The organism is Gordonia sp. Z-3, assembly GCF_036233855.1.
GTDB classification, from domain to species: domain Bacteria; phylum Actinomycetota; class Actinomycetes; order Mycobacteriales; family Mycobacteriaceae; genus Gordonia; species Gordonia tangerina.
In genome coordinates, this window is record NZ_JAZARS010000004.1 from 228,621 (window position 1) to 245,582 (window position 16,962).

Consider the following 16,962-nt stretch of genomic DNA (forward strand, 5'->3'; position numbering starts at 1 on the left):
GGGCGTGTCGAAAATCTGCAACGTGTTCTAAACTAGAACACGTTCACTCTACCCAGAAGGAGACGAAGTGGCGGTCGACCAGGCAGTTCGGGAGCAGATCGCGGCCGATCTGTGGAACGCGGAGCAGTCGGCGGTGGCGATCGATCGTCCTACGGACTCCCACGTGGGCCTCGACGTCGTCGACGCGTACGAGATCCAGCTGATCAACATCCGCAAACGCCTGGACGCCGGCGCGAAGGTCGCCGGGCACAAGGTGGGCCTCGCGTCGGAGGCCATGCAGAAGATGATGAACGTCGACGAGCCGGACTACGGGCATTTGCTCGATGAGATGCAGTACTTCGAGAAGACCCCGATCGATGCCGGGAAGCTGTGCTTTCCGCGGGTGGAGGTCGAGGTCGGGTTCATCCTCGGCAAGGATCTGCCCGGTGCGGGATGTACCAACGACGACGTCATCGATGCGGTCGAGTGGGTGGTGCCGTCGATCGAACTGATCGACTCGCGGATCGCCGATTGGAAGATCACGCTGTGCGACACGATCGCCGACAACGCGTCGTCGTGTGGCTGGATTCTGGGGGAGCAGCGCGTCCCGATCAGCGAGGTCGATACCGGGGATATCGATGCGGTGTTGCACCGAAATGGGGAGATCGTGGCGAAGGGCAATTCGTCGGCGGTGCTCGGCCACCCGCTCAACGCCGTGTCGTGGTTGGCGCGCAAGGTGGAGAGCTTCGGGGTGCGGCTGCGCAAGGGAGATGTGATTCTGCCCGGTACCGCCACCCGTGCCATCGACATCAGCTCGGGCGACCATTTCGTGGCCGAGTTCGCCGGCCTCGGGTCGGTCACCCTCGACTTCACCTGACCATCAACGACTTTCGACATGTCAAGAAACAGGAGGCGCACGTGCCAGCCAAGCTGACCGCAGCAATCATCGGGTCGGGCAACATCGGCACCGACCTGATGTACAAGCTGCAACGATCTGAGGTCATCGAGCCCCGGTGGATGGTCGGTATCGACGCCGACTCGGAGGGCATGAAGCGAGCCGCCGACCACGGACTGATCACCATGAGTGGCGGTGCCGACGAGCTGCTCGGGTCGTCGGACAAACCCGATCTGATCTTCGAGGCCACCTCGGCCTACGTGCATCGTGAGTATGCATCGAAGTACGAGGCAGCCGGGATCACCGCCGTCGACCTCACTCCCGCTGCGGTCGGGCCCGCGGTGGTTCCGCCGGCCAATCTGCGTGAACACCTCGACGCGCCGAACACCAACATGATCACCTGTGGAGGGCAGGCGACGATTCCGATGGTGCATGCGGTGTCGTCGGTGGTGCCGGTGCCTTATGCGGAGATCGTCGCCTCGGTCGCATCGGTCTCGGCCGGACCGGGTACGCGCGCCAACATCGACGAGTTCACCAAGACCACGTCGAAGGGGATCGAGACCATCGGTGGTGCCGTGCGTGGCAAGGCGATCATCATCCTCAATCCGGCCGACCCGCCGATGATCATGCGCGACACCATCTTCTGCGCGATCCCGGAGGACGCCGACACCGACGCGATTGCCGAGTCGATCCACAAGCGAGAGAGGGAGATCCAGTCGTATGTGCCGGGCTATCGGCTGCTGCAGGACCCGCAGTTCGATCCGCCCTCGGCCATCAACGGCGGCCACGCCCGGGTTTCGATCTTCGTCGAGGTCGAAGGCGCCGGCGATTTCCTGCCGCCGTACTCGGGCAACCTCGACATCATGACCGCCGCCGCCACCAAGGTCGGCGAGGAGATCGCGAAGACCAAGTTGGGAGCATCGGCATGAGCACTGCCACCACAGATCTGATGGCCAACGCCCGCAAGTACTCCGGCACCCTCGACATCCGGATCACCGACTCGTCGTTGCGCGACGGCAGCCACCACAAGCGTCACCAGTTCACCGAGCAGGAGGTGCGTGACATCGTCGGCGCGCTCGACGCGTCGGGTGTGCCGGTGATCGAGGTGACTCACGGCGACGGACTCGGTGGATCCTCGTTCAACTATGGCTTCTCCAAAACCCCGGAGCAGCAACTGATCAAGACCGCCGCGGAGACAGCGAAGCAGGCCAAGATCGCGTTCCTGATGCTGCCCGGACTCGGCACCAAGGACGACATCCGGGCTGCGCAGGACAACGGTGGACAGATCTGCCGCATCGCCACCCACTGCACCGAGGCCGACGTGTCGATTCAGCACTTCGGGCTTGCCCGCGATCTCGGGTTGGAGACCGTCGGATTCTTGATGATGAGCCATTCGCAGCCGCCCGAGAAGCTGGCCGAACAAGCCCGCATCATGGCCGACGCCGGCTGCCAGTGCGTGTACGTGGTCGACTCCGCAGGCGCACTGGTGCTCGAGGACGTCACCTACCGGGTGCAGGCGCTACGAGCCGAACTCGGTGATGATGCGCAGATCGGCTTCCACGGGCACGAGAACCTCGACATTGCGGTGGCCAACTCCATCAACGCCATTCGTGCCGGTGCGCAGCAGATCGACGGCTCGATCCGCCGCTTCGGCGCCGGCGCCGGTAACACGCCGACCGAGGCATTCGTCGGGGTGTGCGACAAGTTGGGTATCACCACCGGCGTGGATTTCATGAAGATCGCTGACGCCGCCCAGGATGTGGTGCGACCGGCGATGCCGTCGGAATGCCTGGTGGATCGCTCGGCGATGATGATGGGCTACGCCGGCTGCTACTCGAGCTTCCTCAAGCACGCCGAGGGGCACGCCGAACGCTACAACGTCTCGGCCGCCGAGATCCTGCTCGAGGCCGGCAACCGCAAGCTCGTTGGTGGGCAGGAGGACCAGCTGATCGACATCGCGTTGGAGCTGAAGAAGAAGCAGGACGCGAACGCGGGGGTCTGAGGGCTACGGCCTGCCGCGTTCGTTGGACGGCGTGACCGGGCAGGTTCACGCGGGTCGTGTGGGATGGCGCAGGTCGACTCGGTCCGCGCGGACCGTCGACGACCCGCGTTCTCCGAGCCGACCCGCGTCGTCCGCGCCCTCCTGGGCGGCCGCGGCCGCCTACCCCTCCCAGCCGGCGGGCGGATGCCCCAGACAGAACACCGCCCCGAACGGGTCGGTCACTGCTGCAAGAGTGCCGTAGGGGGTTTCCTCGCCGGCCATCATCACCCCACCGCCGAGCGACTCGACCTGCTTCACCGTCGCGGCCACGTCGTCGACGGTGATGTAGACCTGCCAGAACGATGGCACCTCGGCAGGGAACAGCTTGGCGGCGTCCATGATCCCGGAGTAGGAGCTCTCGCCGACGAACACCTGTCCGTAGAAGTCAGGGCCCACCGCGTCCGGGTCGCCGCCGGTGCCGACCTCTTCGATCCTCGCGCCGATGACGTCGGTGTAGAACTCGATGGATTTCTTGTAGTCCTTGCTCTGGCACTCGAACCAGTACGGTGTCCCGTGGGTGCCCCATTCCAGGAAGCCGGGATGGGTGTTGGGCTTCCACCAGCCGATCACCGCACCCGCGCTGTCGGTGGCGACCATCATGGTGCCCATGTCGCCGACATCCATCGGCGGCACCATCATCGAACCGCCCGCCTTCTCCACGGCCGCGACGGTGGCGGCCGGATCGGCGCTGTGCAAGTACACCGACCAGATGTCGGACGGACCGGACGGGTCCATCACAGGTCCACATCCGGCGACCCGTTTGCCGTTCTTGAGGAAGTTGCGATAGCCGGCGAAGTCGGGATTGGCCGCCTCCGCTTCCCACCCGAAGATCGCGCCGTAGAACTCGGCGGCCTTGTCGGGGTCACTGCTCATCAGATCGAACCAGATCGGTGCGCCGATCGGTGCCGAGTAGTCGCTCATCATGCATCCTTTCGAGGATTCGGGATAGAACACCACTGCTGACCTCAAGCGTGACCGAAAGTCATCGCAGGCACGCTGCGAACCGGCAGACCGATGAAAAATGGCCCGCCGATCGGTCGACACCGATGAGTGGAACCGACGTGAGGAGTACCGACATGCCCAACGACACCACCCACGCCCGGCAGATCTCGGCGGCTGCCGACGAGATGATCGCGATGACGGACCCGATCACCGATGCGATGCTGCGCCGCCCGAGTCCCTGCTCCGAGATGGACCTGGCCGCGTTGCTGGGCCACGTCGACGGGTTGTCGCAGGCGTTCGCCGCGGCCGCAAGAAAGGACTTCGGGCCGCTGACATCGACACCGCCGGACCCGGCGCGCAGCGAACTGGCATCGGACTGGCCCGATGCGCTGCGTCGTCACGTGCGGGATCTCGCCGACGCATGGAACACTCCCGGGGCCTGGGACGGCATGACACAGGCCGGCGGTGTCGACGCCCCGGCCGAGGTCATGGGCACCATTGCCCTGTCGGAGCTGGTGCTGCACGGCTGGGATGTGGCACGCGCCATCGGCATCGACTACGCGTTGCCCGAGGAAATCCTTCAGGTCGTGTTCGACTTCCACCATCCGCCGGGCCCGCAGAGCGAGCGGGAAGGAATGTTCGGGCCCGTCGTCGATGTCCCCGACGACGCCCGTCTCATCGACCGACTGGCCGGTCTGACCGGCCGCGATCCGTTCTGGCCGCATGGCACCCTGGAGGAATGAGCGACGGAGTCGACCGGGCACGAGCCACGATCCGTCGATTCACCTGGCCGATCGCTGCACTCGGTGGGTTGCTGTTGATCGGCTTCAGTCTCGTCCCATGGGGGATCTCCGACGAAGGAGTGCAGCCGTCGATCACCGGACTCGGCCGGGTTCGGGTGCCCGGCGCCACCGCCGAGGATGTCGCATTTCTCGAGGAGCACACCCTGCGTCCCGGGCTGTGGACGGTGACGTTCGGGGCGATCATCACGGTCGTGTCACTCCTTGCGTGGTGGCGCCCGCGACTGCGGTGGCCGGCGGTGGCGGTCGTCGGGCTCGGTGCCGTCGCGACGTTGGCGGTGACGATCCCGGCACTGGCCGATCCCGGGGGGCATCTGTTCGACCAGCAGGTGCAGGATGCGATTCGGGTGGAGTCACCGTTGGTGGACGTGGGTTACGGCCTGCTCGGCATCCTGATCGTCGCGATAGCGCTCATCGGACTGGTGGTGGCGGCCGCCCTCACCCCAGCCGACGGATCGTCTTGATGTACGACCAGTGATTCAGCGGGGTGAACCCGATCGGTGCCCCGTTGGGCCCATAGGCGTTGAACACCTGACCGAAGCCGGCGTAGATGCCGACGTGGCTGGCGTCGCGATAGAAGATGATGATGTCGCCCGGGGCCAGCGCTGACAATGGGATCGCATGGCCGACCCGCGCCTGCTCCTGACTGGTTCGCGGTAGTCGGATGCCGGCGGTGGAGAACGCCCACTGCATCAGACCGGAACAATCCCATGACCACGGGCCCGTCCCACCCCATTTGTAGGGTCGCCCGACCTGGGTCATGGCAGCAGAGAGCGCCTGCATACCTGCCGGTGTCGGGATGGGGAGGTAGATCTCGACGGAGCCGGAGGAGCCCGATGAGCCGGTGTCGGCCATCGCCGGAGTGCCTACTCCGAAGCCGACGCCCACCACGATGCCGGCCGCGCACAGCGCAGCGACAAGGCGGCGTCGGATGTTGTGCATGACATCAGAGTGACGGACGGTGCTGCGCTTGTCTCAAGTTTCGATTGAGAGTGGTGAAGAAATTTGTGACCACATGTGCTCGGTGCCGTCCCAACTGTGGTCGCGGGTCCCGAAAAGCGCCCCATAGAAACGCCCGGGTGAGCCCTTCCGTCGACATAATGTTCGCGGCGGCTCTGGCGGGGGCGCATCTGTGGGGCGCTTTCCCGAGGGCGGGGATCACGCTGGGCGCCCGAGATCGCAGAGCGCGCGGAGACGGGCGGCGTGGACTCACCAGTACCCGTCGGGGTCGCTCTCCGGCGACTCGGGCGGGATGATGCCCTCGGCCACGCCGTGGTCGATACTGGCCGACAGCCGCGGGCACGTCGGCATCATCGCGCCCGGCAACAAGGCCTTGCGCCCGTCGTCGGCGCGCTCGAGTTCGTTGCAGCGCTCGCGGGCATCGACGGTCCACTGCACGCTGGTGTGGAACGTGCTGGTCTTCTTGACCAGCACGCACGCATGACACGACCGGCACTCGATTTCGCGCATCCCGCCACGTAGATAGTGTGCGCGATCGCGTTCGGTGGCGGCGTGCACGGCAGCCAGGCGCTCGGGATCGTCGTCGAAGTCGGGGGCCTTGGCCCAGCCACGACCTCCCGACGCCACCTGGCGCGCGGCTGCCCGTGTCATCGCCTCACACCTGCGCCTTCTGCGTGGGCTCGGCCGCCGGCGCCCCGGACTCTTCGGCAGCCTCTTCCTCCTGGCGCCGCAGGTTCTCCTGGATCTCCACGCCCCAGCTCTCCAGAGCCTTCGACGTGTCGATCTCGTATTCGAAGCGCTGCGTCATCTCCTCGTCGACATCGGCCTTGTCGACGTAGAACTGCTCGTACCAGCGGCGCAGCTGATACACAGGTCCGTCCTCCTCGACGAGGAGCGGATTGTCGATGCGAGTCTTGTTCTTCCAGATTTCGACGTCCTGCAGGAATCCGACCTCGACGCCCGCAGTGATCTTCGACGCCATCTTGGCAGCCTGCTCGGCGGTCAGACCTTCGGGGACCTTGGCCATCACGCCGTACATCAGTACGAAGGAGTTCTCGTCGATGGGGTAGTGGCAGTTGGTCAGGATCGTCTCGATCGCGAAGCCGCCGTAGTACTGCACCATCGGGTTGAGCATGTACGACGGCCCGTAATACGCCGCGATGGACTCCAGCCGGCTGTCGCCGTAGTTGGTGCCGAGTGTGACGTCGGGTCGTCCGTGCGAGTTCATGTACTGCGCGGCGACCTCGCCCTCGAACACGTTCTTGAAGTAGTCGGGTAGAGCGAAGTGCACATAGTAGAAGTGCGCCATGTCGACGACGTTGTCGATGATCTCGCGGCAGTTGGAACCCTCGATGACGATGCGATTCCACGTCCACGGAGTCCACTCGTCGGAGCCGACCTCGTCGAGTTCGGGAATGATGCACTCCTCGGGCGGCGGGTTGCCCTCGGGATCGTTGTAGACGAACACCTGACCGTTGCGGGTCATCGTCGGCCACGCGCGTGTCTTGGCGAGCTTCGGATTGCGCTTGGCGTACGGAACGCCCGCGCAGCGTCCGTTGCCCTTCCACAACCAGCCGTGGAACGGGCATGCCACGTTGTCGTCCTTGACACTGCCCTGCGAGAGGTCGCCGCCCATGTGTCGGCAGTAGGCGTCGAGGACGTTGATCTCGCCCTTCGAATCGGCCCACACGACCAACTTGGTGCCGAAGATGTGCACGGAGTGCGGCTTGCCGTCGGTGAAGTCGTCGATGAGGCCGAGGCAGTGCCAGCCGCGCGCGAACCGGGTAGGGGGCGTGCCGGTGTCGATCTCGCGAACGGCGACGTCGTCGCCGTGGGCGGTGACGCCTGCGGTCGCCTCGGGGGTCGCTGACATCCGTTACTCCTGTTCTGGCGTGTGATTCGCTCGTTCCGCTCGAATCGGTACGAACCCAATACTAGAACATGTTACAAAAATGACGAGTCGATCGCTGCATGTGGTGATGATCGGACCAGGAAATGGGCCTAAAGTCCCAGTGCTCGACAGAAATGAGAACGTGTTCTAATCTCATCAACAGATGGGAACCAGGGGCGGCCGCCGAGGTCGTCGAGCAACGAGTAGGAGCGGGCGAGATGCCAGCACATCAACGTAGCGAAGCGGCCGAACAGGTCCTGGAGAAGATCAATGCTCTCCTCCCCGAGATCGAGCAGCGCGCGCAGCAGACCGAGGATCTGCGGCGTATCCCGGACGAGACGGTGTCGAGCCTCGAGGGTGCCGGCTTCTTCAAGCTGATGCAGCCAGAGCAGTGGGGTGGCCATCAGGTCGACCCGGTGACTTTCTACGAGGCGGTGCGTCGGATCGCGTCCGCATGCGGTTCCACGGGCTGGGTCTCCGGGATCATCGGCATCCACAACTGGCATCTGGCCCTGTTCGACCAGCAGGCGCAGGAAGATGTGTGGGGTGCCGACACCAACGTCCGTATCTCGTCGTCGTACGCGCCGATGGGGATGGGCGAAGTGGTCGATGGTGGGTACAAGGTCAACGGCTCGTGGGCGTGGTCGTCGGGCTGTGAGACCGCCGATTGGGTGTTCGTGGGTGGCCCGGTCATCAAGAACGGCAAGCCGGTCGACTTCGTCAGCTTCCTGATCCCGCGCAGCGACTACACGATCAAGGACGTGTGGAACGTGGTGGGCTTGCGGGGCACCGGATCGAACACCATCGAGGTCAAGGATGTGTTCGTGCCGCGTCACCGGATGCTCAGCATGCGGACCATGAGCATGGGGCAGAGCCCCGGACTCGAGCAGAACACCGCACCGGTCTACAAGATGCCCTGGGGCACAATTCATCCGAGCACCATCGCCACTCCCATCGTCGGCATGGCCTACGGCGCCTACCACGCCCACGTCGAACATCAGGGAAAGCGGGTGCGTGCCGCCTACGCCGGTGAGAAGGCCAAGGAGGATCCGTTCGCCAAGGTGCGGATCGCTGAGGCGGCCAGCGACATCGACGCCGCATGGCGGCAATTGTCGGGCAACCTGCAAGCGGAGTACGATCTGATCCTTGCCGGTGAAGAGATCCCGATGGAATTGCGGTTGGCTGCGCGCCGGGATCAGGTGCGGGCCTCGGGCCGGGCGATCTCGGCAATCGACCGCCTCTTCGAGAACTCCGGGGCGCACGCGTTGGAGAACGGCACCCCCATCCAGCGATTCTGGCGCGACGCGCACGCCGGCCGGGTACATGCCGCCAACGATCCGGAGCGGGCGTACGTGGCATTCGGCAACGGCGAGTTCGGGATTCCCATCGGCGACACGATGGTGTGACTCCTCGTGAGGTGGAGGAACACGTCCCGCTGGTGCGTGACAATCTAGAGGAGTCAACAGATGAGTGACAGTCCGATCCGATCCCTGGGATACATGCGGATCGAGGCGACTGACGTCGATGCCTGGCGCGAATACGGCCTGAAAGTGCTCGGCATGGTGGAGGGCAAGGGGCTCACCGAGGGTGGGCTCTACCTGCGGATGGACGACTTCCCAGCGCGGCTGGTGATCGTTCCGGGTGAACACGACCGTCTCGATGTGTCCGGCTGGGAGTGTGCGAACGCCGCAGCGCTGCAAGATGTTCGAGATCGCTTGTCGACGGCCGGGGTGGTGTTCCGCGAGGCCAAAGGTGAGGAGCTCGCGGACCGTCGGGTGGTCGAGATGATCGTGTTCGACGATCCCGCCGGCAACACCCTGGAGGTGTTCCACGGTGTCGCACTGGAACATCGGCGGGTGGTGAGCCCGTATGGCCACAAGTTCGTCACCGGCGAGCAGGGGTTGGGGCATGTCGTGCTGACCTGCGACGACGACAAGGCTGCGCTGGCCTTCTATCACGACGTGCTCGGCTTCGCACTGCGTGACTCGATGCGCCTGCCGCCGCAGGCCGTCGGACGCGAGGAGGGGGAGGAGTCGCCATGGCTGCGATTCCTGGGCTGTAACCCGCGTCATCATTCGTTGGCATTCCTGCCGATCCCCAACAGCACCGGCATCGTGCACCTGATGGTGGAGGTGGAGAACTCCGACGACGTCGGCCTCTGCCTGGATCGCGCGTTGCGCAAGAAGGTGAAGATGTCGGCGACTCTGGGTCGCCATGTCAACGATCTGATGCTGTCCTTCTATATGAAGACGCCCGGTGGGTTCGACATCGAATTTGGTTGCGAGGGAAGAACAGTCGACGACAACGAATGGATCGCCCGGGAGAGCACCGCGGTCAGTCTCTGGGGTCACGACTTCACAGTCGGGTTCAAGTGAGATGACCAGCACCGATACGACCCGTACCCCGTACGGTTCGGCCGACTTCGACAGTCGCCAGTTCCGCACCGCGATGGGTCAGTTCTGTACCGGTGTCACCGTGATCACCACGACCGACGCAGACGGTGGCCCGGTGGGCTTCGCCTGTCAGTCGTTCGCCGCGTTGTCGCTCGACCCGCCGTTGGTGCTGTTCTGCCCCATGAAGACGTCGCGGAGCTGGAAGGTCATCGAGGAGAACGGAAAGTTCTGTGTCAACGTGCTGTCCAACCGGCAGCAGGACGTGAGCGCGGCCTTCGGAGCACCTGGCGACGACAAGTTCCGCCATGTCACCTGGGACCCGTCGCCGGCCGGGCTGCCGGTGATACGCCACTCACTGACCTGGGTGGAATGCGACGTGGAACGGGTGACCGACGGCGGCGACCATCACATTGTCATCGGTCGCGCGCTGACCCTCGGTGAAGTGTTGCAGGACAAGCCGTTGCTGTTCTATCGCGGCGGCTACCTGTCGACCGAACACCCGCGCGTGACACCGGCGCAAGCAGAATTGGAGAACTTCCTCACCTGGACCGGAGGCGATACCTGGCTATGATCTCGATACGGCTCCTCACTCCGTTCGTCGCCTACTCGATCATCGGGTTGGGGTACGAGTGACCGATCAATCGGAAGTTGTGTCCCATTCGATTACCCCGCCGGTCGGCGTCACCGCGCCGCTCACCGACGCCATCGCCGAGGCCGAGCAAATGATAGCGTCGGCGGACTTCGTGAACAGCGAACAAGACCTTGCCGAAGGGTACGACTACCTCGCCGGCAGCATCGCAGCCATCGTGCAGCTCGTCCGGTCGCGACAGAAGAGCCACCCGAACTTCATCACGTCGACGGGCCCGACCACCAAGATGGGGCTCGACAACCCGGACACCCTCTACTATCACGCCGACCTGGAAGACGGTGGTACCTACGTCGTCCGCGGACATCGTGGCAGCACAGCGGATCTCAGCTTTCAGGTGCTAACCGGGGACTACACGCCGTCGTCGGTCCCCGGCGGCGACGACGCCTTCGACGACCGGCGCATCCCGATCGACGCCAATGGCGACTTCGAGATCACCTTCGGCCCGCCCATCGAGGGCGAGCGGCCGGACTACTTCGTACTCGCCGACGGCGCCTCGATGCTGTCGGTTCGAGAGGTGTACAGCGACTGGACGCAGCACAAGGGCGCCATCTGGATCGAACGACTCGACACCGCGGGCACGGCACCGACCGAACCCGACCTCGCGCGGGTGACGAGACGTTACGCCACCGCAGGCAAGATGCTCACATCGCGGATCAACACCTGGTTCAACTTCCCCAAGTGGTTTTACCTCGACGAACCGGTCAACACCTTCACCACGCCACGGCTTACGCCAGGCGGATTGGCGACCCAATATTCGTCGGTCGGGCACTTCCGACTCGCCGACAACGAGGCAATGGTCATCACCGTTCCGAAATCGTCGGCCCCATATCAAGGCTTCCAGCTGGGCAGCATGTGGTACATCTCGCTGGACTACGTCAACCACCAGACCAGCCTCAACTCGGCACAGGCACAGGTGGACCCCGACGGCATGATCCGGATGGTGGTGTCGCGCCGTAACCCCGGCATCGCGAACTGGATCGAGACCACCGGCCGCACCAGCGGCATCATGCAGTTCCGGTGGCAGCGGACCGATCAGCCGATCACGACCGACGACGGCCCGAGAGCTCAGGTGATCGACATCGGCGATGTGGCGCAGCATCTGCCCTACCTGTCCCACAACACGGTCGACGCGGCCGGCTGGGCCGAGCGTATTGCGGCGCGTCAGCGCGCGTTCGCGGAGAGGATGCTGCTGTGAGCGGTAGCGGATTGCTCGCCGACAAGGTCGTCGTCGTGTCCGGGGTCGGACCTGGTCTGGGTCGGTCGATCTGCCTGCGCGCTGCGGCGGCGGGCGCACATGTGGTGCTCGCCGCACGCACCGAGTCCCGGCTCAAAGAGGTTGCCGCCGAGATCGATGCGCTCGGCAGGGGCGGGCGGTCCTTCGTGGTGCCGACCGACATCTCCGACGACGACGCGGTCGACGCCCTGGTGTCATCGACGATCGACGAGTTCGGCCGCGCGGATGTGCTGGTGAACAACGCGTTCGCGCTGCCGTCGATGAAGCCGCTCGCGCGTACCGACTTCGACCACATCACCGCGAGCCTGGAGTTGACCGTGCTGGGCACGCTGCGGGTCATCAAGGCGTTCACCGACCGGCTGGCCGACGTCGACGGCGCCATCGTCAACATCAACTCGATGGTGATCCGCCATTCCGAACCCCGATACGGCAGCTACAAGTTGGCGAAGTCGGCCCTGCTGGCGATGTCGCAGACGCTGGCGACCGAGCTGGGCGACAAGGGTATTCGCATCAACACCGTGGCGCCGGGATACATCTGGGACGACCAGCTGAAGTGGTACTTCGGCGAGATCGCGAAGAAGTACGACATCACGCCCGAGCAGGTTTACGAGCAGACCGCGAGCAAGTCTGACCTGAAACGGTTGCCCGAGCCCGACGAGATCGCCGAGGCCGCGGTGTTTCTTGCCTCACCGATGGCCAGCGCCATCACCGGACACACCCTCGACGTGAACTGCGGGGAATACCATGACTAGTGTCGCACCTCGGCGCGACGTCGGAACTGTCGACGATCTGCACGAAGCGGCCACCCGGGCAACAGGTCTCGACGACTTCGGCGATCAGGACTACCTGCCGGCCCTGGAAGTCTTGCTGGAATCGTATGCACGCGATGCCGATCTCACGGAGATAGGCAGCAAGATGTTCCGCTTCTTCCTCAAAGGCGCGCTCATCGCACGCCTGCTGTCGGAGTCGTCGTGGAAGAACAATCCCGCGTATGCGGAGGTTTCCCTGACCCGTCCGATCTTCGTCACCGGGCTGCCGCGCACCGGAACCACCGCGCTGCACCGCCTGCTGACCGCAGACCCCGCGCACCAGGGTTTACAGATGTGGCTGGCGGAGTTCCCGCAGCCGCGTCCGCCCCGGGACAGTTGGGCGTCGAACCCGATCTACCAACAGATCGACGCCGGACTCGAACAGCATCACGTCGACAACCCCGAGTTCATGGGCTTGCACTACATGAGCGCGGCCGAGGTCGAGGAATGCTGGCAGCTGTTGCGCCAGAACGTCATGTCGATCTCCTATGAGTCGTTGGCCTACCTGCCGACCTACTCGCGGTGGCTGGCCGAGCAGGATTGGAGCCCGGCCTATGCGCGACACCGTCGCAACCTGCAGATGATCGGTCTCAACGACCCGGACAAGCGCTGGGTGCTCAAGAATCCCAGTCACATGTTCGCCCTCGATGCGCTGATGGCGGCCTACCCCGATGCGTTGGTCATCCAGACCCATCGCCCACCCGAGACCATCATCGCGTCGATGTGCAGTCTCGCGGAGAACGCGACACCGGGATGGTCGAACACTTTTGTCGGCGACACGATCGGTCGCACGCAGTTGGAGTTGTGGTCGCGTGGGCTCCGTGAGTTCGAGGCCGCGCGACGCAAGTACGATCCGGCACAGTTCGTCGACGTCGACTTCGCCGATCTTCGTGCCGATCCCTTCGGCACCGTCGAGCGGGTCTATGCAGCGCTCGGCGCCGACTTCACCGACGACGCCCGAGCGGCGATGGTCGCCCTCGACGACGAGAGTCGGTCGGGGGATCGCAAACCGCAGCACCGGTACAGCCTTGCCGACTACGGGCTCACCGACGACGCGGTCGCGGCGGCGTTCGCGCCCTGACCGGAATTTTCGGAGGCGGACCCGCAGGACTCACCGTATGGTTGCGCCCATGTCCGAATACCAGTCCCGGCGCACCGAGGAGGGGTTCCGGCGGCTGATCGCCTTCTCCGACGCGGTGGTGGCGATCGCGTTGACACTGCTGGTGCTTCCGCTCGCCGACATCCCCGACGAGATCGCAGACGAGACCTCGGTCGGCACGGTTCTGTCCGATCACCTATCTGACATCGTCAGTTTCGCCGTCAGCTTCATCGTGATCTGGGTGCTCTGGCGCAACCACCACCGGATGATGGAGAACTTCCGGGCCTACGACAAGGTGCTGTTCGAGCTTCACTTCGTGTGGCTGCTGACCATCGTGATCTTGCCATTCGTGACTGCGATGATGGACAACCGTCATGTCGATCGTGCCAACGCCGCGTACATCGGCGTGCTGGCGGTCTCCATCATGTCGCTGGTGGCGATGACGGCGTGGGGTCGGCGACATCGGGAACTGCTGATCGCCGGGGAGGACACCGAGGATTGGCTGGCCCACCGGTCCGGGGTGGGTACGTTGCTGTTGCTGATGGTCGCGTTGATCATCGCCATCGTCGTGCCGGACGCTGATGTGTGGCCGCTACTGCTCCTGCTGCTGTCCGGGCCGCTGGAGAACCTGTTACGCCGCTTTCGGTGACTCGCACCCTCACTGGTGCCCTGCACCGAGTGTCGATGCCCGGGCGACCAGTTGGGGCTGGAACACGGGATTCGACGGGGTGTGGCGATGTGGTGAATCCGAGGCCGCCGCGAGGAGCAACTCCACGGCCGTGGCGCCGATCCGTGCGGTTGGCTGTCGGATCGACGACAGCGGCACGACCGCCGAACGGGCGAAGTCGATGTCGTCGTACCCGATCAGCGAGATGTCCTCGGGTACCCGCACCGAGCCGCCCATCATCGTGAACGACTGCAGCACACCCATGGCGACGAGGTCGTTCGCGCAGAACACCGCGTCGGGTCGTTCGGCCGGGCGCCGGCGCTGCAGTTCGTCGCCGACGCCGCGTCCCGCGAGCACGCTCAGGGTCGGTGTCTCGATGACCTCCAAGCTCGCCCCGGGCACCGCCGCGATCGCGGCCTCGGCCCCGCGGCGGCGGTCGGCCACCTGCCGCAGGGTCAACGGGCCGCCCACATAGGCAATCCGGCGACGGCCGAGCCCGCACAGATGGTCCACCGCCATCCGCCCACCTGCTATGTCGTCGACGGCGACCGAGTCGAATGGGGAACCGGTCGCGTCACGGTCGACCAACACCACCGGCGTTCCACGGCGACGTAACGCGTCGAGTCGTCCGAGATCGTCCCCCACCGGCGAGACCATCAGGCCGAACACCCGCTGCTCATCGAAGGTGTCGACGTAGGCGGACTCGCGGGACGCATCCTCATCCGAGGTACCCAACAGCACCGTCAGGTCGTGGTCACCGGCCTCGCGTTCGGCCGCGCGCGCGATGTCGGTGAAGAACGGGTTGCCGACGTCGAGCACCACCAGCCCCACACATCGCGACCGTCCGGCGCGGAGTTGGCGGGCGGCGTCGTTGCGCACGAAACCGAGACTGTCGATTGCTGCCTGGACCCGCGCAACCGTCGACGGGGACACCTTGTCGGGGGAATTGAGCACGTTGGAGACCGTGCCGACCGACACCGACGCCGCGGTGGCGACGTCGCGCATGCTCACACCCATGAGTTCATCTCACCAGATGGGCCTCGGGGAACCGACCCGACACGGTCGGCGATGGTTGACTACAGACATGGCCACACCCGGCGACCCGTTCTCCGACCAGTACCAGCCGGACCCCCGACGCTGGAAGGCACTCGCCGTCTGTCTGGTCGTCGGCTTCATGACACTCCTCGACGTATCGATCGTCAACGTCGCTCTGCCCTCGATCGAACAGGGGATCGGCGCATCGTCGGCCGACCTGTCGTGGATCGTCTCCGGGTACGCGCTCGCGTTCGGGTTGGTACTTGTCCCCGCCGGCCGGGTAGGCGATGCGCGCGGCCGCAAGACGACCTTCCTCGTGGGGCTCACACTGTTCGTCGTCGCATCGGCGGCGTGTGGGCTCGCACAGGGACCGATGACGCTGGTGATCGCCCGGTTGGTCCAAGGCGTGGCCGGCGGCATCCTGTCCCCACAGGTGTCCGGACTGATCCAGTTGTTGTTCCGCGGAGCCGAACGTGGCCGTGCCTTCGGCATGTTCGCGGCCACGATCGGCATCTCCACCGCGGTCGGGCCACTGTTGGGCGGTGTCCTCATCCAACTCGGCGGCGCCGAGCACGGCTGGCGGTGGGTGTTCTTCGTCAACGTCCCGATCGGCGTGGTCGCATTCGTTGCGGCACTTCGACTGATCCCGGCTCGGCCGGCCGAAACCAAACAGGCCCTGCGGTTGTCGTCGTTCGACCCGGTCGGCGTGGTTCTTCTCGGCGTGGGTGTGCTCAGTCTGATGCTGCCGATGGTGCAGGCCCAGCAGTGGACCGGAGATGCGAAATGGCTGCTGCTGATCATCGCCGCGGTGTCCATCGCGGCTTTCGTGATGTGGGAACGACATCAGGGTCGACAAGGGCGTCAACAGCTTGTCGATCTGTCGTTGTTCACCATTCGCTCGTACAGTCTGGGATGCATGATCGCCCTGGTGTACTTCGCCGGTTTCACCACGGTGTTCTTCATCTATACGCTGTATGTCCAACAGGGGCTGGGATATTCGGCCCTGATGGCCGGCCTGGCGGTGACTCCGTTTGCGCTCGGCTCCGCGGTGTCGGCGCGTGTCGGCGGTGAGCTGGTCGAGAAGACTGGCAGGCCACTGGTGATCGTCGGACTTGCGCTCGTGTTCGTCGGCATGCTCACCACGGTGCTGGCCGCCTACCTCGTGCCGGGTCACAACGTCGGCTACGCTGCGGCGTTCCCGCTGCTGGTTGCCGGTGTCGGGTCCGGACTGGTGATCTCACCCAACCTGACCTTGAGTCTCGACGAGATCCCGGTGACCAAGGCCGGTATCGCCGGCGGCGTGCTGCAGACCGGGCAGCGTATCGGTTCGGCGGCCGGCATCGCACTGGTCGGCGCGGTGTTCTTTGGCCAGGTGGTGGCCACGCATGGAGATTGGGCGCACGCGTTCCGCTTCGGCCTGATGACCGCGGCCGGGCTGGTGTTGATCGCTTTGGTCGTCGGGCTGAGCGATCAGTTCGCGGAGCGGCGGAAGGTCGACGCGGCGGTGTAGGGGCGTATCGAGGCGCCGGCGGGGGTCTCGATACGCCCCTCACTCCGTTCGTCGCTGC

18 protein-coding genes are annotated in these 16,962 nt (G+C 65.0%); 13 read left to right on the forward strand and 5 right to left on the reverse strand.

Going from position 1 to position 16,962, the window contains the following annotated elements; all coding sequences use genetic code 11:
* The first annotated feature begins 67 nt into the window (after positions 1-67).
* Genes VX037_RS06290 through dmpG form a run of 3 tightly spaced genes read left to right on the forward strand, consistent with a single transcriptional unit; the run spans position 68 to position 2,876 of the window.
* Positions 68-856: a 2-keto-4-pentenoate hydratase gene (locus tag VX037_RS06290; RefSeq protein WP_328713613.1), complete on the forward strand. Its 789-nt coding sequence runs from the start codon at positions 68-70 to the stop codon at positions 854-856.
* A 41-nt stretch (positions 857-897) separates the two neighbouring features.
* Positions 898-1,803 carry an acetaldehyde dehydrogenase (acetylating) gene (locus VX037_RS06295; protein ID WP_328713615.1) on the forward strand — a complete coding sequence of 302 codons (906 nt, stop codon included), beginning with the start codon at positions 898-900 and terminating at the stop codon, positions 1,801-1,803.
* Positions 1,800-2,876, forward strand: coding sequence for a 4-hydroxy-2-oxovalerate aldolase (dmpG, locus tag VX037_RS06300; protein ID WP_328713617.1), 1,077 nt, complete (start codon positions 1,800-1,802; stop codon positions 2,874-2,876). The genes VX037_RS06295 and dmpG overlap by 4 nt, the downstream gene beginning before the upstream one ends.
* A gap of 159 nt (positions 2,877-3,035) precedes the next feature.
* Here the strand turns inward: dmpG and VX037_RS06305 are convergent, their stop codons facing one another.
* A complete protein-coding gene (locus VX037_RS06305; RefSeq protein WP_266060465.1) occupies positions 3,036-3,836 on the reverse strand; it encodes a VOC family protein in 801 nt (266 codons plus the stop codon).
* A gap of 155 nt (positions 3,837-3,991) precedes the next feature.
* Here VX037_RS06305 and VX037_RS06310 point away from each other — a divergent pair, with 155 nt between their 5' ends.
* Positions 3,992-4,600, forward strand: a complete 609-nt coding sequence (locus tag VX037_RS06310) for a TIGR03086 family metal-binding protein (RefSeq protein ID WP_328713619.1) — start codon at positions 3,992-3,994, stop codon at positions 4,598-4,600.
* Positions 4,597-5,121, forward strand: coding sequence for a hypothetical protein (locus VX037_RS06315; protein WP_328713621.1), 525 nt, complete (start codon positions 4,597-4,599; stop codon positions 5,119-5,121). Before VX037_RS06310 ends, VX037_RS06315 begins: the two co-directional genes overlap by 4 nt.
* On the opposite strand, the gene VX037_RS06320 is transcribed toward VX037_RS06315, so the two are convergent.
* The 3 genes from VX037_RS06320 to VX037_RS06330 all read right to left on the reverse strand — a co-directional run bounded on the left by VX037_RS06320 (position 5,096) and on the right by VX037_RS06330 (position 7,490).
* Positions 5,096-5,599, reverse strand: coding sequence for a C40 family peptidase (locus VX037_RS06320; protein WP_372512323.1), 504 nt, complete (start codon positions 5,597-5,599; stop codon positions 5,096-5,098). The two genes, VX037_RS06315 and VX037_RS06320, sit on opposite strands and share 26 nt — an antisense overlap.
* Before the next feature lie 267 nt (positions 5,600-5,866).
* The gene (locus VX037_RS06325; RefSeq protein WP_328713622.1) at positions 5,867-6,268 is read right to left on the reverse strand and encodes a hypothetical protein; all 402 of its coding nucleotides are present in this window, start codon (positions 6,266-6,268) and stop codon (positions 5,867-5,869) included.
* Positions 6,269-6,272: 4 nt separating this feature from the next.
* Positions 6,273-7,490 carry a Rieske 2Fe-2S domain-containing protein gene (locus VX037_RS06330; RefSeq protein WP_328713624.1) on the reverse strand — a complete coding sequence of 406 codons (1,218 nt, stop codon included), beginning with the start codon at positions 7,488-7,490 and terminating at the stop codon, positions 6,273-6,275.
* A gap of 236 nt (positions 7,491-7,726) precedes the next feature.
* Between VX037_RS06330 and hsaA the strand changes: the two genes are divergently transcribed.
* The 7 genes from hsaA to VX037_RS06365 all read left to right on the forward strand — a co-directional run bounded on the left by hsaA (position 7,727) and on the right by VX037_RS06365 (position 14,341).
* On the forward strand, positions 7,727-8,914 hold the full coding sequence (gene hsaA / locus VX037_RS06335; RefSeq protein ID WP_266060471.1) for a 3-hydroxy-9,10-secoandrosta-1,3,5(10)-triene-9,17-dione monooxygenase oxygenase subunit: 1,188 nt from the start codon (positions 7,727-7,729) through the stop codon (positions 8,912-8,914).
* 60 nt (positions 8,915-8,974) lie between these two features.
* Positions 8,975-9,883 (forward strand): iron-dependent extradiol dioxygenase HsaC, encoded by a 909-nt coding sequence (hsaC, locus tag VX037_RS06340; protein ID WP_328713626.1) that lies wholly within the window; start codon positions 8,975-8,977, stop codon positions 9,881-9,883.
* Between the two features lies 1 nt (position 9,884).
* Complete coding sequence (gene hsaB, locus VX037_RS06345) at positions 9,885-10,472, forward strand: 3-hydroxy-9,10-secoandrosta-1,3,5(10)-triene-9,17-dione monooxygenase reductase subunit (RefSeq protein ID WP_328713629.1); 588 nt, start codon at positions 9,885-9,887, stop codon at positions 10,470-10,472.
* A 79-nt stretch (positions 10,473-10,551) separates the two neighbouring features.
* Complete coding sequence (locus tag VX037_RS06350) at positions 10,552-11,745, forward strand: hypothetical protein (RefSeq protein ID WP_266060474.1); 1,194 nt, start codon at positions 10,552-10,554, stop codon at positions 11,743-11,745.
* Positions 11,742-12,536, forward strand: a complete 795-nt coding sequence (locus VX037_RS06355) for an SDR family oxidoreductase (RefSeq protein ID WP_328713631.1) — start codon at positions 11,742-11,744, stop codon at positions 12,534-12,536. Before VX037_RS06350 ends, VX037_RS06355 begins: the two co-directional genes overlap by 4 nt.
* Positions 12,529-13,674, forward strand: coding sequence for a sulfotransferase family protein (locus VX037_RS06360; protein WP_266060477.1), 1,146 nt, complete (start codon positions 12,529-12,531; stop codon positions 13,672-13,674). Before VX037_RS06355 ends, VX037_RS06360 begins: the two co-directional genes overlap by 8 nt.
* A gap of 49 nt (positions 13,675-13,723) precedes the next feature.
* Positions 13,724-14,341 (forward strand): TMEM175 family protein, encoded by a 618-nt coding sequence (locus VX037_RS06365; RefSeq protein WP_266060478.1) that lies wholly within the window; start codon positions 13,724-13,726, stop codon positions 14,339-14,341.
* Between the two features lie 9 nt (positions 14,342-14,350).
* Here the strand turns inward: VX037_RS06365 and VX037_RS06370 are convergent, their stop codons facing one another.
* Positions 14,351-15,376: a LacI family DNA-binding transcriptional regulator gene (locus VX037_RS06370; protein WP_235725257.1), complete on the reverse strand. Its 1,026-nt coding sequence runs from the start codon at positions 15,374-15,376 to the stop codon at positions 14,351-14,353.
* A gap of 67 nt (positions 15,377-15,443) precedes the next feature.
* On the opposite strand from VX037_RS06370, the gene VX037_RS06375 reads away from it, so the two are divergent.
* Positions 15,444-16,904, forward strand: coding sequence for an MFS transporter (locus VX037_RS06375; protein WP_328713633.1), 1,461 nt, complete (start codon positions 15,444-15,446; stop codon positions 16,902-16,904).
* The last annotated feature ends 58 nt before the right edge of the window (positions 16,905-16,962 follow it).